Source organism: Leclercia sp. 1548 (genome assembly GCF_050435045.1).
GTDB classification, from domain to species: Bacteria; Pseudomonadota; Gammaproteobacteria; order Enterobacterales; family Enterobacteriaceae; genus Enterobacter; species Enterobacter adecarboxylatus.
Map to the genome: position 1 here is coordinate 66,618 of NZ_JBNDJP010000011.1, position 15,482 is coordinate 82,099.

Annotated in this window: 16 protein-coding genes; 12 read left to right on the forward strand and 4 right to left on the reverse strand. The window is 55.9% G+C overall.

Translation table 11 applies throughout. The features are described from left to right. Window positions 1-5: 5 nt before the first annotated feature. The 6 genes from ubiJ to tatD all read left to right on the forward strand — a co-directional run bounded on the left by ubiJ (window position 6) and on the right by tatD (window position 4,698). The gene (gene ubiJ, locus ABIE02_RS21910; protein WP_059306994.1) at window positions 6-611 is read left to right on the forward strand and encodes a ubiquinone biosynthesis protein UbiJ; all 606 of its coding nucleotides are present in this window, start codon (window positions 6-8) and stop codon (window positions 609-611) included. Beyond that, window positions 608-2,248, forward strand: coding sequence for a ubiquinone biosynthesis regulatory protein kinase UbiB (gene ubiB / locus ABIE02_RS21915; protein WP_032615097.1), 1,641 nt, complete (start codon window positions 608-610; stop codon window positions 2,246-2,248). Before ubiJ ends, ubiB begins: the two co-directional genes overlap by 4 nt. A gap of 76 nt (window positions 2,249-2,324) precedes the next feature. After that, window positions 2,325-2,579 (forward strand): Sec-independent protein translocase subunit TatA, encoded by a 255-nt coding sequence (tatA, locus tag ABIE02_RS21920; protein ID WP_032615095.1) that lies wholly within the window; start codon window positions 2,325-2,327, stop codon window positions 2,577-2,579. Window positions 2,580-2,582: 3 nt separating this feature from the next. Continuing rightward, window positions 2,583-3,110 carry a Sec-independent protein translocase protein TatB gene (gene tatB, locus ABIE02_RS21925; RefSeq protein WP_032615093.1) on the forward strand — a complete coding sequence of 176 codons (528 nt, stop codon included), beginning with the start codon at window positions 2,583-2,585 and terminating at the stop codon, window positions 3,108-3,110. Window positions 3,111-3,112: 2 nt separating this feature from the next. Then, window positions 3,113-3,874, forward strand: a complete 762-nt coding sequence (tatC, locus tag ABIE02_RS21930; protein WP_144884720.1) for a Sec-independent protein translocase subunit TatC — start codon at window positions 3,113-3,115, stop codon at window positions 3,872-3,874. A gap of 41 nt (window positions 3,875-3,915) precedes the next feature. Continuing rightward, the gene (gene tatD, locus ABIE02_RS21935; protein WP_144840038.1) at window positions 3,916-4,698 is read left to right on the forward strand and encodes a 3'-5' ssDNA/RNA exonuclease TatD; all 783 of its coding nucleotides are present in this window, start codon (window positions 3,916-3,918) and stop codon (window positions 4,696-4,698) included. Here the strand turns inward: tatD and rfaH are convergent. Next, window positions 4,695-5,186, reverse strand: a complete 492-nt coding sequence (gene rfaH, locus ABIE02_RS21940) for a transcription/translation regulatory transformer protein RfaH (RefSeq protein WP_032615086.1) — start codon at window positions 5,184-5,186, stop codon at window positions 4,695-4,697. The two genes, tatD and rfaH, sit on opposite strands and share 4 nt — an antisense overlap. A 183-nt stretch (window positions 5,187-5,369) precedes the next feature. Here rfaH and ubiD point away from each other — a divergent pair, with 183 nt between their 5' ends. Both ubiD and fre read left to right on the forward strand, forming a co-directional pair. Continuing rightward, the gene (gene ubiD / locus ABIE02_RS21945) at window positions 5,370-6,854 is read left to right on the forward strand and encodes a 4-hydroxy-3-polyprenylbenzoate decarboxylase (RefSeq protein WP_072250904.1); all 1,485 of its coding nucleotides are present in this window, start codon (window positions 5,370-5,372) and stop codon (window positions 6,852-6,854) included. 42 nt (window positions 6,855-6,896) lie between these two features. Next, entirely contained in the window at window positions 6,897-7,598 is a 702-nt protein-coding gene (gene fre / locus ABIE02_RS21950) for an NAD(P)H-flavin reductase (RefSeq protein ID WP_032615081.1), read from the forward strand. 182 nt (window positions 7,599-7,780) lie between these two features. On the opposite strand, the gene fadA is transcribed toward fre, so the two are convergent. Both fadA and fadB read right to left on the reverse strand, forming a co-directional pair. After that, entirely contained in the window at window positions 7,781-8,944 is a 1,164-nt protein-coding gene (gene fadA / locus ABIE02_RS21955) for an acetyl-CoA C-acyltransferase FadA (protein ID WP_032615079.1), read from the reverse strand. Window positions 8,945-8,953: 9 nt separating this feature from the next. Beyond that, on the reverse strand, window positions 8,954-11,143 hold the full coding sequence (gene fadB / locus ABIE02_RS21960; protein ID WP_336995242.1) for a fatty acid oxidation complex subunit alpha FadB: 2,190 nt from the start codon (window positions 11,141-11,143) through the stop codon (window positions 8,954-8,956). Window positions 11,144-11,330: 187 nt separating this feature from the next. Here fadB and pepQ point away from each other — a divergent pair, with 187 nt between their 5' ends. The 4 genes from pepQ to hemG are packed head-to-tail and all read left to right on the forward strand — an operon-like array spanning window position 11,331 to window position 15,323. Next, window positions 11,331-12,662, forward strand: a complete 1,332-nt coding sequence (pepQ, locus tag ABIE02_RS21965; RefSeq protein WP_077227576.1) for a Xaa-Pro dipeptidase — start codon at window positions 11,331-11,333, stop codon at window positions 12,660-12,662. Further along, the gene (locus tag ABIE02_RS21970) at window positions 12,662-13,276 is read left to right on the forward strand and encodes an IMPACT family protein (protein ID WP_032615072.1); all 615 of its coding nucleotides are present in this window, start codon (window positions 12,662-12,664) and stop codon (window positions 13,274-13,276) included. The genes pepQ and ABIE02_RS21970 overlap by 1 nt, the downstream gene beginning before the upstream one ends. Before the next feature lie 40 nt (window positions 13,277-13,316). Continuing rightward, window positions 13,317-14,768 (forward strand): Trk system potassium transporter TrkH, encoded by a 1,452-nt coding sequence (gene trkH / locus ABIE02_RS21975; protein ID WP_032615069.1) that lies wholly within the window; start codon window positions 13,317-13,319, stop codon window positions 14,766-14,768. A 12-nt stretch (window positions 14,769-14,780) separates the two neighbouring features. After that, window positions 14,781-15,323, forward strand: coding sequence for a menaquinone-dependent protoporphyrinogen IX dehydrogenase (gene hemG / locus ABIE02_RS21980; RefSeq protein ID WP_059306999.1), 543 nt, complete (start codon window positions 14,781-14,783; stop codon window positions 15,321-15,323). Here the strand turns inward: hemG and ABIE02_RS21985 are convergent. Continuing rightward, window positions 15,300-15,482 (reverse strand): hypothetical protein (locus ABIE02_RS21985; protein WP_429211441.1); only part of this gene is annotated, 183 nt, incomplete at its 5' end. The two genes, hemG and ABIE02_RS21985, sit on opposite strands and share 24 nt — an antisense overlap.

Here is a 15,482-nt window from a genome sequence, read left to right on the forward strand (position 1 = left end):
GGCGAATGCCGTTTAAACCCTTGATCACAGCCGGTGTGGAAAACGTACTGAATACGTTTCTTTATCGGTCTCCTGCGCTGAAAACGGCGCGTCAGCGTCTGAACGGCAAAGTGCTGCGGGTGGTATTAAAAGAGTTTTCGACCCCGCTGGTGCTGGTATTCAGCGAGCGTCAGCTCGACGTGCTCGGCGAGTGGGAAGGCGAGGCCGATTGCTCCGTCATTACCCACATGAGCACGTTACCCAAACTGCGCGATCGCCAGCAGCTTACCGCCCTGATCCGTAGCGGCGAGCTGGAGGTTCAGGGCGATCTCCAGGTGGTACAAAACTTTGTCTCCCTGGCTGACCTGGCCGAGTTTGACCCGGCAGAATTGCTGGCTCCCTGGACAGGCGATATTGCCGCTGAAGGGATCAGTAAAGTACTGCGCGGCGGTGCCTCGTTGCTGAAAAAGGGTTTTCAGCGCCAGCAGCGCTACGCCGGAGAAGTGCTTACCGAGGAGTGGCGCATGGCGCCAGGCCCGCTGGAAGCAGCATGGTTCGCAGAAGAGACCGCAGCCGTTGAGCGTTCGGTCGATGCACTGACAAAACGGCTTGAAAAACTGGAGGGCAAATGACGCCTGGTGAAATTCGGCGCCTCTACTTTATCATCCGCACCTTTTTGAGCTACGGTCTGGACGAACTTATCCCCAGAATGCGTATCACAATGCCGCTGCGTATCTGGCGACGAACGCTATTCTGGATGCCTAATCGCCATCAGGACAAACTGCTTGGTGAAAGACTGCGGTTGGCTCTTCAGGAGCTGGGACCGGTCTGGATCAAGTTCGGCCAGATGCTCTCCACCCGCCGTGACCTGTTCCCGCCAATGATTGCCGATCAGCTGGCGCTGCTGCAGGATAAAGTCGCCCCGTTCGAAGGCAAGCTGGCGAAACAGCAGATCGAAAAGGCGATGGGCGATCTCCCGGTTGAGACCTGGTTTGATGATTTTGACATCAAGCCGCTGGCTTCGGCCTCTATTGCTCAGGTTCATACCGCACGGCTGAAAGAGAATGGCAAAGAGGTGGTCATTAAGGTGATCCGCCCGGATATTCTGCCAATCATCAAAGCCGACATGAAACTCATCTATCGCCTGGCCCGCTGGGTGCCGCGTCTGCTGCCTGACGGCCGCCGTCTGCGCCCGCTGGAAGTGGTACGCGAATATGAAAAAACGCTGATTGATGAGCTGAACCTGCTGCGTGAATCGGCGAACGCCATTCAGCTGCGCCGCAACTTTGAAAACAGCCCGATGCTGTATGTGCCGGAAGTCTATTCCGACTATTGCAGCCAGGACATGATGGTGATGGAGCGCATCTACGGGATCCCGGTCTCGGACGTTGCGACCCTGGAAAAGCAGGGCACCAACATGAAGCTGCTGGCCGAACGTGGCGTGCAGGTCTTCTTTACCCAGGTATTCCGCGACAGCTTCTTCCACGCTGACATGCACCCGGGCAATATCTTCGTCAGCTACGAGCACCCCGAAGATCCGCAGTACATCGGCATCGACTGCGGTATTGTCGGCTCGCTGAATAAAGAAGATAAACGCTATCTGGCCGAGAACTTTATCGCCTTCTTTAACCGGGACTATCGCAAAGTCGCCGAGCTGCACGTTGATTCCGGCTGGGTTCCGCTGGATACCAATGTTGAAGAGTTTGAGTTCGCCATTCGTACGGTCTGTGAACCCATCTTTGAGAAGCCGCTGGCAGAGATCTCGTTCGGTCATGTGCTGTTGAACCTGTTCAATACTGCCCGCCGCTTCAATATGGAAGTGCAACCGCAGTTAGTTTTACTCCAGAAAACATTACTTTACGTTGAAGGGGTGGGGCGGCAGCTCTATCCTCAGTTAGACTTATGGAAAACGGCAAAACCTTTCCTGGAGTCGTGGATCAAAGATCAGGTTGGTCTTCCCGCGCTGGTGCGCTCCCTGAAAGAGAAAGCACCCTTCTGGATTGAAAAAATGCCCGAAATTCCTGAACTGGTGTATGACAGTTTGCGTCAGAGCAAAAACTTGCAGCACAGCGTGGATAAAATTGCCCGCGAGTTGCAAACCAACCATGTGCGTCAGGGGCAGTCCCGGTATCTGTTTGGCATTGGGGCGACACTGTTGTTAAGCGGCACGCTGCTGCTGATCAATCGTCCTGAGTGGGAACTTATGCCCGCCTGGTTGATGGCGGGTGGCGTGGTTGTCTGGTTAGCCGGATGGCGTAAAACGCGCTGAATTGCGTCGCTATAGCAGGGCTGCATAACGTATAATGCGGCCTGATTAATTAATCGTCTACAACTGGGGAAGATGTATGGGTGGTATCAGTATTTGGCAATTGTTGATCATTGCCGTCATCGTCGTGCTGCTGTTCGGTACCAAAAAACTTGGTTCTATCGGTTCCGATCTCGGTGCATCCATCAAAGGCTTCAAGAAAGCGATCAAAGATGATGACGAGAAGCAGGATAAATCCAGCCAGGATGCGGATTTCACTGCTAAATCTATCGCTGATAAACAAGACGATGCTAAAAAGGAAAATGCTAAACGCCACGATAACGAGCAGGTGTAATTCGTGTTCGATATAGGTTTTAGTGAACTGCTGCTGGTCTTCGTGATTGGCCTCATTGTTCTGGGGCCACAACGTCTGCCTGTGGCAGTAAAAACGGTTGCAGGCTGGGTACGTGCGCTACGATCGTTGGCGACAACGGTGCAAAATGAGCTGGCCCAGGAGCTTAAGCTGCAGGAGTTTCAGGATAGCCTGAAAAAAGTTGAAAAGGCGAGCATGGATAACCTGTCGCCGGAACTGAAAGCCTCGATGGACGAACTGCGCGAAGCGGCGGAATCCATGAAGCGCTCCTACAGTGTCAACGATCCGGAAAAAGCGAGCGACGAAGCCAATACCATTCGCAACCCGCTGGTCAAAGATAACGAAGCGCAACATGAAGGCGTGACGCCTGCCACTGCTGAGCACCAGGCTGCTGCGCCCGAACAGTCGCCAGCCGAGCCGGTGATCCCCAAACAAGAAACGACGCCAGCGCCCGCAGAGAAAAAGCCTGCACCCGTTGCTGACGCGTCCCCCTCGTCGAGTGATAAATCGTAAACATGGCAGTAGATGAAACTCAACCGCTGATTACGCACCTGATCGAGCTGCGTAAACGCCTGCTGAACTGCATTATTGCGGTTTGCCTCATTTTTTTATGCCTGGTCTATTTTGCCAACGACATCTATCAGCTGGTCTCTGCACCCCTGATTAAGCAGATGCCGCTCGGGGCAACCATGATCGCCACCGACGTGGCTTCGCCTTTCTTCACGCCGATCAAGCTGACTTTCTGGGTGTCGCTGATTGCCTCTGCGCCGGTGATCCTCTACCAGGTCTGGGCCTTTATTGCCCCTGCGCTGTATAAGCATGAACGCCGTCTGGTGATCCCGCTGCTGGTCTCCAGTTCGCTGCTGTTTTATATCGGCATGGCCTTTGCCTATTTCGTGGTCTTTCCGCTGGCGTTTGGCTTCCTGGCAAATACCGCGCCGGTAGGAGTCCAGGTCTCCACCGATATTGCCAGTTATCTGAGCTTCGTGATGGCGCTGTTTATGGCCTTCGGCGTAGCCTTTGAGGTGCCGGTCGCCATTGTGCTGCTCTGCTGGATGGGGATCACCACCCCGGACGAGTTACGGAAAAAACGGCCCTATATTCTGGTGGGCGCGTTTGTCGTAGGCATGCTATTAACACCGCCGGATGTCTTCTCGCAAACTCTGCTGGCGATCCCGATGTATTGCCTGTTTGAAGTTGGCATCTTCTTCTCGCGCTTCTATACCGGCAAGCGACGTGAAGATCACGACGAAGAGTCCGAAGAGACAAAAGAGTAACACCAACCGCCCGCCAGGGCGGTTGTCATATGGGAGCCTGTATGTTTGATATCGGTCTGAACCTGACCAGCCCGCAGTTTGCCCAGGATCGTGACGAGGTGGTGGCCAGGGCTGTCACCGCCGGGGTAAACGGATTGCTGCTGACGGGTACCAACCTGCACGAAAGCGAGCAGGCGCAGCAGCTGGCGCAGCGCTACGACCACTGCTGGTCAACGGCGGGCGTCCATCCGCACGACAGCAGCCAGTGGACGGCGGAAAGTGCCGACGCACTCCGGGCCTTAGCCGCATGTCCTGAGGTGGTGGCTATCGGGGAGTGTGGCCTCGACTTTAACCGCAACTTCTCTACGCCTGCCGAGCAGGAACATGCCTTTAGCGCCCAGCTGGCGTTAGCCGCAGAGCTGAGTATGCCAGTGTTTATGCACTGCCGTGATGCCCACGAGCGTTTTCTGGCGTTGCTGGAACCCTGGCTGGATAAACTGCCTGGGGCAGTGCTGCACTGTTTTACCGGCACGCGGGAGGAGGCGATAGCCTGTCTGGATCGCGGTTTGTATCTGGGGATCACTGGCTGGGTGTGCGATGAACGACGGGGACTGGAACTGCGCGAGTTACTGCCGGTGATACCTGCCGATCGCCTGTTAGTGGAGACCGACGCGCCGTACTTGCTGCCACGCGATCTCCGTCCAAAACCGGCCTCGCGACGCAATGAACCGGCTTATCTGGGACATATCATTGAACGGGTCGCCTACTGGCGCGGCGAAGAGGCACAGTGGCTGGCTGCGCAGACGGATGACAACGTACGTCGTCTGTTTGGCATCGAATTTTAAACTTTGCGGAAGCTGGTATTTTTGATGCTCTGCTTCACTTCTTTATTCAGTAAGTTTAGCAGCAGCATGGAGCGGGCTTCACCGTCCGGCTCAGCGAAAATCGCTACCAGCCCTTCAAACGCCCCTTCGGTGATCACCACATCATCGCCGGAGAAAGGAGTATCGGGATCGGTAATGTCTTCAGGTTGTTTGTAGACCGAGAGCTGGTGGATCACGGAAGCGGGCACCGTCGCCGGGTGCGCGCCAAAGCGCACAAAGTGGCTGACACCGCGCGTCGCACTGATGGTGGTGGTGTGGATCACTTCCGGGTCGAATTCAACAAACAGGTAGTTCGGGAACAGCGGTTCACTGACGGTGGTGCGTTTACCACGGACAATTTTTTCCAGCGTGATCACAGGCGTCAGACAGTTCACTGCCTGGCGTTCCAGATGTTCCTGAGCACGCTGAAGTTGCCCACGCTTGCAATACAGTAAATACCAGGCCTGCATAATGACTCTTTTCCACTTGCTATACCGGCAAGCATATCAAAACCCTGGCGGGATCGCTAAGGTGATTATAATGGTCGTACGCAGAAGAAGCCTTGAATCTTCACGCTTATTTAACAAAACTACAGCATCAGGCAGTCTTACGCCGTATAATAAAATGCTTACAGAGAGAGCTTGACTAACTGCATGAAATACAACGATCTACGCGACTTCCTGGAACTGCTGGAAAAGCAGGGCGAACTGAAACGCATCACCCTTCCTGTCGATCCTTACCTGGAAATGACAGAAATTGCCGACCGCACGCTCCGCGCGGGTGGGCCAGCGCTTCTGTTTGAAAACCCGAAAGGCTATACCATGCCGGTGCTCTGCAACCTGTTTGGCACACCAAAACGTGTGGCGATGGGGATGGGGCAGGAGGATGTCAGCGCGTTGCGTGAAGTGGGCAAGCTGCTGGCCTTTTTAAAAGAGCCTGAGCCGCCAAAAGGATTTCGCGATCTCTTTGATAAGCTGCCGCAGTTTAAGCAAGTCCTGAACATGCCGACCAAACGCCTGCGCGGCGCGCCCTGCCAGCAGAAGATTGTGGAAGGCGATGCGGTCGATCTGACGCGTATCCCAATCATGCAGTGCTGGCCCGAAGATGCCGCCCCGCTCATTACCTGGGGCCTGACCGTGACGCGCGGTCCGCATAAAGAGCGGCAGAACCTCGGCATCTACCGTCAGCAGTTGATTGGTAAGAATAAATTGATTATGCGCTGGCTGTCGCATCGCGGCGGCGCGCTTGATTTCCAGGAGTGGTGCGCGGCCCATCCGGGCGAACGCTTCCCGGTCGCCGTGGCGCTGGGCGCCGACCCGGCTACCATTCTCGGTGCTGTTACGCCGGTGCCAGACACCCTGTCGGAATACGCCTTTGCCGGGCTGCTACGCGGCACCAAAACCGAAGTGGTGAAGTGCGTATCTAACGATCTGGAAGTGCCCGCCAGTGCGGAAATCGTGCTCGAAGGCTACATCGAGGCGGGTGAAATGGCGCCGGAAGGGCCGTATGGCGACCACACCGGTTATTACAACGAAATTGACAGCTTCCCGGTGTTTACCGTGACGCACATTACCCAGCGTGAAGATGCCATTTACCACTCCACCTATACGGGGCGTCCACCGGATGAACCCGCGGTACTGGGCGTGGCGCTGAACGAAGTTTTTGTGCCGATCCTGCAAAAGCAGTTCCCGGAAATTGTTGATTTCTATCTGCCGCCGGAAGGGTGCTCCTATCGCCTGGCGGTGGTAACCATTAAGAAGCAGTATGCCGGTCACGCTAAACGGGTGATGATGGGCGTATGGTCTTTCTTGCGTCAGTTTATGTATACCAAGTTTGTGATCGTTTGCGATGATGACGTTAACGCCCGCGACTGGAATGACGTGATCTGGGCCATTACCACCCGTATGGATCCGGCACGCGATACCGTGTTAGTTGAAAACACGCCCATTGATTATCTGGATTTTGCCTCGCCGGTTTCCGGTCTTGGCTCAAAAATGGGACTGGATGCCACCAATAAATGGCCCGGCGAAACCCAACGTGAATGGGGTCGTCCGATCAAAAAGGATCCTGAGGTGACTGCGAGAGTTGACGCGATCTGGGATGAACTGGCCATAATGAATAACGGTAAAGACGCCTGACGGCGCCGTTATGCCCTATAGACTTGCCGACAGAGAGAGCGAATGACAACCTTAAGCTGTAAAGTGACTTCGGTAGACGCTATCACCGACACCGTATATCGCGTCCGTTTAGTACCTGAATCGGCGTTCTCCTTCCGCGCTGGCCAGTATTTAATGGTGGTGATGGATGAGCGGGATAAGCGTCCTTTCTCAATGGCCTCAACGCCGGACGAGCAAGAGTTTATCGAGCTGCACATTGGGGCGTCAGAGCTGAATCTGTATGCGATGGCGGTAATGGATCGCATTCTGAAAGAGAACGTGATTGAGATTGATATTCCTCATGGCGAAGCCTGGCTACGCGATGACGAAGATCGCCCGTTAATCCTGATTGCAGGCGGCACCGGTTTTTCCTACGTGCGTTCCATTCTGCTGACGGCGCTGGCGCGTAACCCGGACCGGGACATCACCATTTACTGGGGTGGCCGTGAGGCGAAGCACCTTTACGATCTCTCTGAGCTGGAAGCGCTGAGCGTTACTCATCCGAACCTTCGTGTTGAGCCGGTGGTTGAGCAGCCGGAAGAGGGCTGGCGTGGTCGCAGCGGCACTGTGTTAACGGCGGTACTGCAGGATCACGGTACGCTGGTGAATCATGACATCTATATTGCCGGTCGTTTCGAAATGGCAAAAATTGCCCGGGACCTGTTCTGCAATGAACGTGGGGCGCGTGAAGATCGTCTGTTTGGCGACGCGTTTGCGTTTATCTGAAAAGAAAAAGCCCGCCCCTGACAGGCGGGAAAACGGCAACTAAACTTTTCCCCGTCATCATTCACGCTGCCTCTTTGTTGGCTGCCTTCGCTCCCCCGGTCACATAGTTAACTATGCTCCCGGGGATTCGCTCAGTTGCCGCCGCGATGCAGCGCGAATAATGTAGGGGAACTATCTTTTGATTACACCCTCTCAAATACCGTCGCGATCCCCTGACCCAGGCCGATACACATGGTCGCCAGACCAAACTGAGCGTCTTTGCGTTCCATCAGGTTAATCAGCGTGGTGCTGATTCGCGCCCCGGAACAGCCCAGCGGGTGGCCCAGCGCAATGGCGCCGCCGTTGAGGTTAATCTTCTCGTCGATCTGATCCATCAGCCCCAGATCCTTAATGCACGGCAGGATCTGCGCGGCAAAGGCTTCGTTCATCTCGAAGACATCGATATCGCTGGTGGACAGCCCGGCTTTTTTCAGCGCCAGCTTTGAGGCGGGCACCGGGCCGTAACCCATGATTGACGGATCGCAACCCACCACCGCCATTGAGCGGATGCGCGCGCGCGGCGTCAGGCCCAGCTCGCGGGCACGGCTTTCGCTCATCACCAGCATCGCCGCAGCACCATCGGACAGGGCGGAAGAGCTACCCGCCGTCACGGTGCCGGTCACCGGATCAAAGGCCGGTCTCAGCGTCGAAAGGGCTTCAACTGTCGTCTCCGGGCGGATCACTTCGTCGAAGTAGAACTGCTTCAGTACACCGTCGGCGTCGTGACCGCCGGTCGGCAGAATTTCATTTTTGAAGGCACCGGACTGCGTTGCAGCCCAGGCGCGGGCGTGTGAGCGGGCGGCAAAGCTGTCCTGCATTTCGCGGCTGATGCCGTGCAGGCGGGAAAGCATCTCTGCCGTTAGCCCCATCATGCCCGCGGCTTTCGCCACGGTGCGGCTCATGCCGGGATGGAAATCGACGCCGTGGCTCATCGGCACGTGGCCCATGTGCTCCACGCCGCCAATCATGCAGACCTGGGCATCGCCGGTCATGATCATGCGTGCTGCGTCATGCAAAGCCTGCATCGATGAACCGCACAGGCGATTAACGGTGACTGCCGGTACGGAATGGGGAATTTCCGCCAGCAGCGCCGCGTTACGGGCGATGTTAAAACCCTGCTCCAGGGTCTGCTGAACGCAGCCCCAGTAGATGTCGTCCAGCGCGGTAGCTTCCAGCGCCGGGTTGCGCGCCAGCAGGCTACGCATTAAATGTGCGGAGAGATCTTCCGCGCGCACGTTACGAAATGCGCCGCCCTTCGAACGGCCCATCGGGGTGCGAATTGCATCGACAATGACAACCTGTTCCATTGTGACTCCTTAAGCCGTTTTCAGTGCGCCAACCGGACGGGCAGGCTCCACCGGGGGATAGTACGCTTCGTTATGACGCGCTTTGGTACGCAGACCTTCCGGGGCGTGATACAGCGCACCGAGATGTTCATACTGCTGCGTCATATCCAGATAGCGGGCGCTGCCCAACGTATCCAGCCAGCGGAACGCGCCGCCGTGGAACGGAGGGAAGCCCAGGCCGTACACCAGCGCCATATCGGCTTCCGCAGGGCTGGCGATAATGCCCTCTTCGAGACAGCGCACCACTTCGTTGACCATTGGGATCATCATGCGGGCGATAATCTCTTCGTCGCTGAAATCGCGCTTCGCCTGGCTGACTTCAGCCAGCAGGCTGTCCACTGCTGCGTCTTCTTCTTTCTTCGGTTTGCCTTTGCTGTCTTCTTTATAACGCCAGAAGCCGAGGCCGTTTTTCTGACCGTAGCGGTTCGATTCGAACAGCACGTCGATCGCATCGCGGTAATCTTTCTGCATCCGCTCCGGGAAGCCGGCCGCCATCACCGCCTGCGCGTGATGCGCAGTATCAATACCGACCACGTCCAGCAGATAGGCCGGACCCATTGGCCAGCCAAACTGTTTTTCCATCACTTTGTCGATCTTGCGGAAATCAGCCCCGTCGCGCAGCAGCTGGCTAAACCCGGCAAAGTACGGGAACAGCACGCGGTTGACGAAGAAGCCCGGGCAGTCGTTCACCACAATCGGGGTTTTGCCCATCTTGCTGGCCCAGGCCACCACTTTGGCGAGGGTTTCGTCAGACGTTTTCTCGCCGCGAATGACTTCAACCAGCGGCATGCGATGCACCGGGTTAAAGAAGTGCATTCCGCAGAAGTTTTCCGGGCGCTTCAGGACACTGGCCAGTTCGCTGATTGGAATGGTGGAGGTGTTGGACGCCAGCACGGTATCCGGGCGCACCTTGTCTTCTGTCTCTGCCAGTACGGCTTTTTTCACCTTCGGGTTTTCGACTACCGCTTCGACCACCACATCCACACGATCGAAACCGCTGTATTCCAGCGTCGGGTGGATAGTGGAGATCACCCCGGAGAGCTTCAGGCCGTCGATCTTGCCGCGTTCGAGCTGTTTGTTCAGCAGCTTGGCCGCTTCAGTCATGCCCAGGGTCAGCGACTTCTCGTTGATATCTTTCATGACCACCGGCACGCCTTTCCAGGCCGACTGGTAAGCGATGCCGCCGCCCATAATGCCTGCGCCCAGTACCGCCGCCTGTTTTGGCGTCTCGACATTTTTGGTGAGCTGCTTCGCTTTGCCCTTAACGAACTGATCGTTGAGGAAAATACCGACCAGCGCGCGGGCTTCGTTGGTATGCGCCAGGGGGACGAAACTTTGGTTTTCTAATTTCAGTGCGTCGTCACGGCCCAGGCGTGCCGCAGATTCGATGGTTTTCACTGCGGTGATCGGCGCAGGGTAGTGTTTACCCGCGGTTTGCATCACCATGCCTTTGGCAATCGTGAAACTCATGGTGGCTTCAATTTTACTTAAGTGCAGCGGCTCCAGTTTCGGCTGGCGTTTTGCTTTCCAGTCGAGGTCGCCGTTGATCGCCTGGCGCAGAATGGCGAGCGCACCTTCATGCAGTTTTTCAGGCTTAACGACGCCATCTACCAGACCGAGTTTTAACGCCTGATCGGCACCGACATCTTTACCGGCAGCAATAATCTCCAGGGCGCTGTCGGCACCCAGCAGGCGCGGCAGACGGACCGAGCCGCCAAAGCCCGGCATAATGCCCAGTTTGGTTTCTGGCAGACCGATGCGCAGGTCCGGGGTGGCCAGACGGTAATCGGTCGCCAGCACGCATTCGCAGCCGCCGCCGAGTGCATAGCCGTTGACCGCAGAGATCGTCGGGACCGGAAGATCTTCCAGGCGGTTAAAGACGCTGTTGGCAAAATGCAGCCACTGGCTCAGCTGCTCTTGGGGCACCAGGAACAGCGAGAGGAATTCGGTGATGTCTGCGCCGACGATAAATGCCGCTTTCTCAGAACGCAGCAACAGACCTTTTAAGTCGGCCTCTTTTTCCAGAACGTCCAGCGCATGGCCAAGACTGGCCACGGTTGCGGTGTCCAGTTTATTTACTGAGCCGGGGGCGTCGAACACCAGTTCGGCAATGCCACCTTCCAGCCAGTCTACGTACAGGGTGTCGCCTTTGTAGAGCATGTCGGTCTCCTGAATCCAGCAATTGGATCTGGTCATACCAGATGAATCGGAGTGTGGGTTTTGTGTTAATGAAATGCAAATTACTCATTAAATAATTGTAGGTCTGATCACGCTCGGCGGAGATCACGCAGCCTTTCTGAGGTGTGCTAAGATGCGGATACTTGAGGTCAAAACAAAAGGAAGAACGATGGACTCACTGGCCGCGCTGTATAAAAATCACATTGTTACGTTACAGGAACGTACCCGCGACGTACTGGCTCGCTTTAAGCTGGATGCCTTACTCATCCACTCCGGCGAGCTGTTTAATGTCTTTCTCGACGATCACGCTTATCCCTTCAAGGTGAATCCGCAATTTAAAGCCTGGGTGCCGGTAACCCAGGTTCCCAATTGCTGGTTGCTGGTGGATGGCGTGAACAAGCCAAAACTGTGGTTTTACCTGCCGGTGGATTACTGGCACAACGTGGAACCATTGCCGACCTCTTTCTGGACCGAAGAGGTTGAGGTGATTGCCCTGCCGAAAGCAGATGGCATTGGTAGCCAGTTACCTGCTACCCGCGGCAATATGGCCTATATTGGCCCGGTGCCAGAACGTGCGCGCGGTCTGGACATCACAGCGGATAACATTAACCCGAAAGGCGTTATCGACTATCTGCACTACTACCGTTCCTACAAGACCGATTATGAGCTGGCGTGTATGCGCGAAGCGCAAAAAACCGCGGTCAATGGCCATCGTGCGGCGCACGAAGCCTTCCTGTCCGGGATGAGTGAGTTCGACATTAACCTGGCCTACCTGACGGCCACCGGCCATCGTGATACCGACGTGCCGTACAGCAACATTGTGGCGCTTAATGAGCACGCGGCAGTGTTGCACTACACCAAACTCGATCACCGCGCACCGTCCGAAATGCGCAGTTTCCTGCTGGATGCTGGCGCGGAGTACAACGGCTACGCCGCCGACCTGACCCGCACCTGGGCCGCGAACAGCGATACCGAGTTCGCCCAGTTGATCAAAGATGTGAATGAAGAGCAACTGGCCCTGATCGCCACCATGAAGGCCGGTGTAAGCTACGTGGATTACCACATCCAGTTCCATCAGCGCATCGCGAAGCTGCTGCGTAAGCATCAGATCGTCAGCGATATGAGCGAAGAGGCAATGGTGGAAAACGACCTGACCGGGCCGTTTATGCCGCACGGTATTGGCCATCCTCTGGGTCTGCAGGTTCACGATACAGCGGGCTTTATGCAGGATGACACCGGTACGCATCTGGCCGCGCCGTCCAAATATCCTTACCTGCGCTGCACGCGTATCCTGCAACCGCGTATGGTGCTGACCATCGAGCCGGGTATTTACTTCATTGAGTCTCTGCTGGCGCCGTGGCGCGAAGGGCAGTTCAGCAAGCACTTCAACTGGCAGAAGATTGAGGCGCTGAAGCCGTTTGGCGGCATCCGTATCGAAGATAACGTGGTGATCCACGAAAACGGTACTGAAAACATGACGCGAGATCTGAAGCTGGCGTAATGGACAGCTGGCTCATACCGGCAGCGCCGGTCACCTTTGCGGAAGAGATCAAAAAAAGCCGTTTCATCACGCTGTTGGCACATACCGACGGCGTGGAAGCGGCAAAAGCCTTTGTTGAGTCAGTACGGGCAGAGCATCCTGATGCACGTCACCACTGCGTGGCGTGGGTCGCCGGGCCGCCTGATGATTCGCAGAAGCTGGGGTTCTCGGATGATGGTGAACCGGCGGGCACGGCGGGTAAACCGATGCTCTCTCAGTTAATGGGCAGTGGCGTGGGTGAAATCACCGCCGTCGTGGTGCGTTACTACGGCGGCGTATTATTGGGAACGGGCGGGCTGGTTAAGGCCTATGGCGGCGGTGTTCAGCAGGCGCTTAATCACCTGACAACGATCCGCAAAACGCCACTTACCGAATATACTTTATTGTGCGATTACGCCCAGTTATCCGGCATCGAGTCGTTGCTGAAGCTGTATCAGGGTCTGATTGTGCACAGTGATTACCAGGCGACGGTGCAATTGCGTGTGGCGCTACCTCAGGCGTCGCTTCCGGCATTCTCAGCAAAACTGGCTGATTTTAGTCGTGGTTCGTTGCAATTACGGCCGATTGAAGAATAATCCCCACCTTACTTTTTGAATACCAAAGGAAGCGGCAGAGATGCATTTTCGTGCCATAACCCGAATCGTTGGATTGCTGGTCATACTTTTTTCCGGGACGATGATCCTTCCCGGACTGGTGGCGCTTATTTATCGGGATGGTGCGGGCCGGGCCTTTACACAGACCTTTTTCGTCGCGCTGATGATTGGCTCCTTATTATGGTGGCCGAACCGTCGTGAGAAAGGGGAGCTGAAATCCCGCGAAGGCTTCCTGATCGTGGTGCTGTTCTGGACCGTGCTGGGCAGCGTGGGGGCATTGCCCTTCATCTTTTCTGAACAGCCCAACCTGACCATCACCGATGCGTTCTTTGAATCCTTCTCCGGGTTGACCACCACCGGTGCTACCACGCTGGTAGGGCTGGACTCGCTCCCCCACGCCATCCTCTTTTATCGCCAGATGCTGCAATGGTTCGGCGGGATGGGGATCATCGTATTAGCCGTGGCGATCCTGCCAATTCTGGGCGTCGGGGGGATGCAGCTGTACCGGGCAGAGATGCCGGGGCCGCTGAAAGATAATAAGATGCGCCCGCGTATCGCCGAGACGGCCAAAACCTTATGGCTCATCTATGTGCTGCTGACCGTTGCCTGTGCGCTGGCGCTGTGGTTCGCCGGAATGCCGGCCTTTGATGCTATCGGCCATAGCTTTGCCACCATCGCGATTGGTGGCTTCTCCACCCATGATGCCAGTATCGGCTATTTTGACAGCCCAACGATCAACACCATCATTGCGGTCTTCCTGCTGATCTCCGGCTGTAACTATGGTCTGCACTTCTCTTTACTTAGCGGTCGTAACCTGAAGGTCTACTGGCGCGATCCCGAATTCCGCATGTTTATCGGCGTACAGCTGACGCTGGTGGTGATTTGTACCCTGGTGCTTTGGCTGCACGATGTCTATGCCTCGGCGGTCACTACGGTGAACCAGGCCTTCTTCCAGGTGGTGTCGATGGCGACGACGGCAGGCTTCACCACCGACAGCATTGCGCGCTGGCCGCTTTTCCTGCCGGTCCTGCTGCTCTGTTCAGCTTTTATTGGCGGCTGTGCCGGTTCGACGGGGGGCGGGCTAAAAGTGATCCGCATCCTGCTGCTGTTTAAGCAGGGCAACCGCGAGCTTAAACGTCTGGTGCACCCCAATGCGGTCTATAGCATCAAGCTGGGCAACCGCGCACTGCCGGAACGTATTCTCGAAGCGGTGTGGGGCTTCTTCTCTGCCTATGCGCTGGTCTTTATCGTCAGCATGCTGGCTATTATCGCAACGGGCGTGGATGACTTCTCGGCGTTCGCTTCCGTGGTGGCCACACTGAATAACCTGGGACCGGGCCTCGGCGTAGTCGCAGATAACTTTGCCAGCATGAATCCGACCGCGAAGTGGATCCTGATTGCCAACATGCTGTTCGGGCGTCTTGAGGTCTTTACGCTGTTGGTCCTCTTTACGCCAACTTTCTGGCGCGAATAAAGGGAGCCATTTATGAAAACATTGATTCTATTTTCAACGCGCGACGGACAAACGCGCGAGATTGCCGCTTTTCTGGCTTCTGAGTTAAAGGAGCAGGGCATCTATTCCGACGTCATCAACCTGAACCGTACCGATGAGATTGCATGGCAGGAGTATGACCGCGTGGTCATTGGGGCTTCGATTCGCTACGGTCATTTCCATCCGGCGGTGGATCGCTTTGTGAAAAAGCATGTGGCTACGCTGAACAGCCTTCCGGGGGCGTTCTACTCCGTGAACCTGGTGGCACGTAAAGCAGAAAAGCGCACACCGCAGACCAACAGCTACACCCGTAAGTTTTTGCTGAACTCGCCCTGGAAGCCAGCGGCCTGTGCCGTCTTTGCCGGTGCGCTGCGTTACCCACATTATCGTTGGTACGATCGCTTTATGATCCGTCTAATTATGAAGATGACCGGTGGCGAAACCGATACGCGCAAAGAAGTGGTCTATACCGACTGGTCACAGGTCGCCAGTTTCGCCCGGGAAATTGCGCAATTAACCCGCAATTCGCGGGTTTAATAAACGTAAAGAGTGAAAAGTGAGCGAACGGAAAACTTTTTGAGATTTATGCTTGTCACCACCGAAGAACTGCCTATAATGCGCCTCCACTGACACGGAACAACGGCAAACAAGCCGCCGGGTCAGCAGAGAAAAGCGTGAAATAATCGCTTGACTCTG

Coding starts and splice junctions, on each gene's coding strand:
- ubiJ (WP_059306994.1), top strand. CDS start 6: ATGCCGTTTAAACCCTTGATCACAGCCGGTGTGGAAAACGTACTGAAT.
- ubiB (WP_032615097.1), top strand. CDS start 608: ATGACGCCTGGTGAAATTCGGCGCCTCTACTTTATCATCCGCACCTTT.
- tatA (WP_032615095.1), top strand. CDS start 2,325: ATGGGTGGTATCAGTATTTGGCAATTGTTGATCATTGCCGTCATCGTC.
- tatC (WP_144884720.1), top strand. CDS start 3,113: ATGGCAGTAGATGAAACTCAACCGCTGATTACGCACCTGATCGAGCTG.
- tatD (WP_144840038.1), top strand. CDS start 3,916: ATGTTTGATATCGGTCTGAACCTGACCAGCCCGCAGTTTGCCCAGGAT.
- rfaH (WP_032615086.1), bottom strand. CDS start 5,186: ATGCAGGCCTGGTATTTACTGTATTGCAAGCGTGGGCAACTTCAGCGT.
- ubiD (WP_072250904.1), top strand. CDS start 5,370: ATGAAATACAACGATCTACGCGACTTCCTGGAACTGCTGGAAAAGCAG.
- fre (WP_032615081.1), top strand. CDS start 6,897: ATGACAACCTTAAGCTGTAAAGTGACTTCGGTAGACGCTATCACCGAC.
- fadA (WP_032615079.1), bottom strand. CDS start 8,944: ATGGAACAGGTTGTCATTGTCGATGCAATTCGCACCCCGATGGGCCGT.
- fadB (WP_336995242.1), bottom strand. CDS start 11,143: ATGCTCTACAAAGGCGACACCCTGTACGTAGACTGGCTGGAAGGTGGC.
- pepQ (WP_077227576.1), top strand. CDS start 11,331: ATGGACTCACTGGCCGCGCTGTATAAAAATCACATTGTTACGTTACAG.
- ABIE02_RS21970 (WP_032615072.1), top strand. CDS start 12,662: ATGGACAGCTGGCTCATACCGGCAGCGCCGGTCACCTTTGCGGAAGAG.
- trkH (WP_032615069.1), top strand. CDS start 13,317: ATGCATTTTCGTGCCATAACCCGAATCGTTGGATTGCTGGTCATACTT.
- hemG (WP_059306999.1), top strand. CDS start 14,781: ATGAAAACATTGATTCTATTTTCAACGCGCGACGGACAAACGCGCGAG.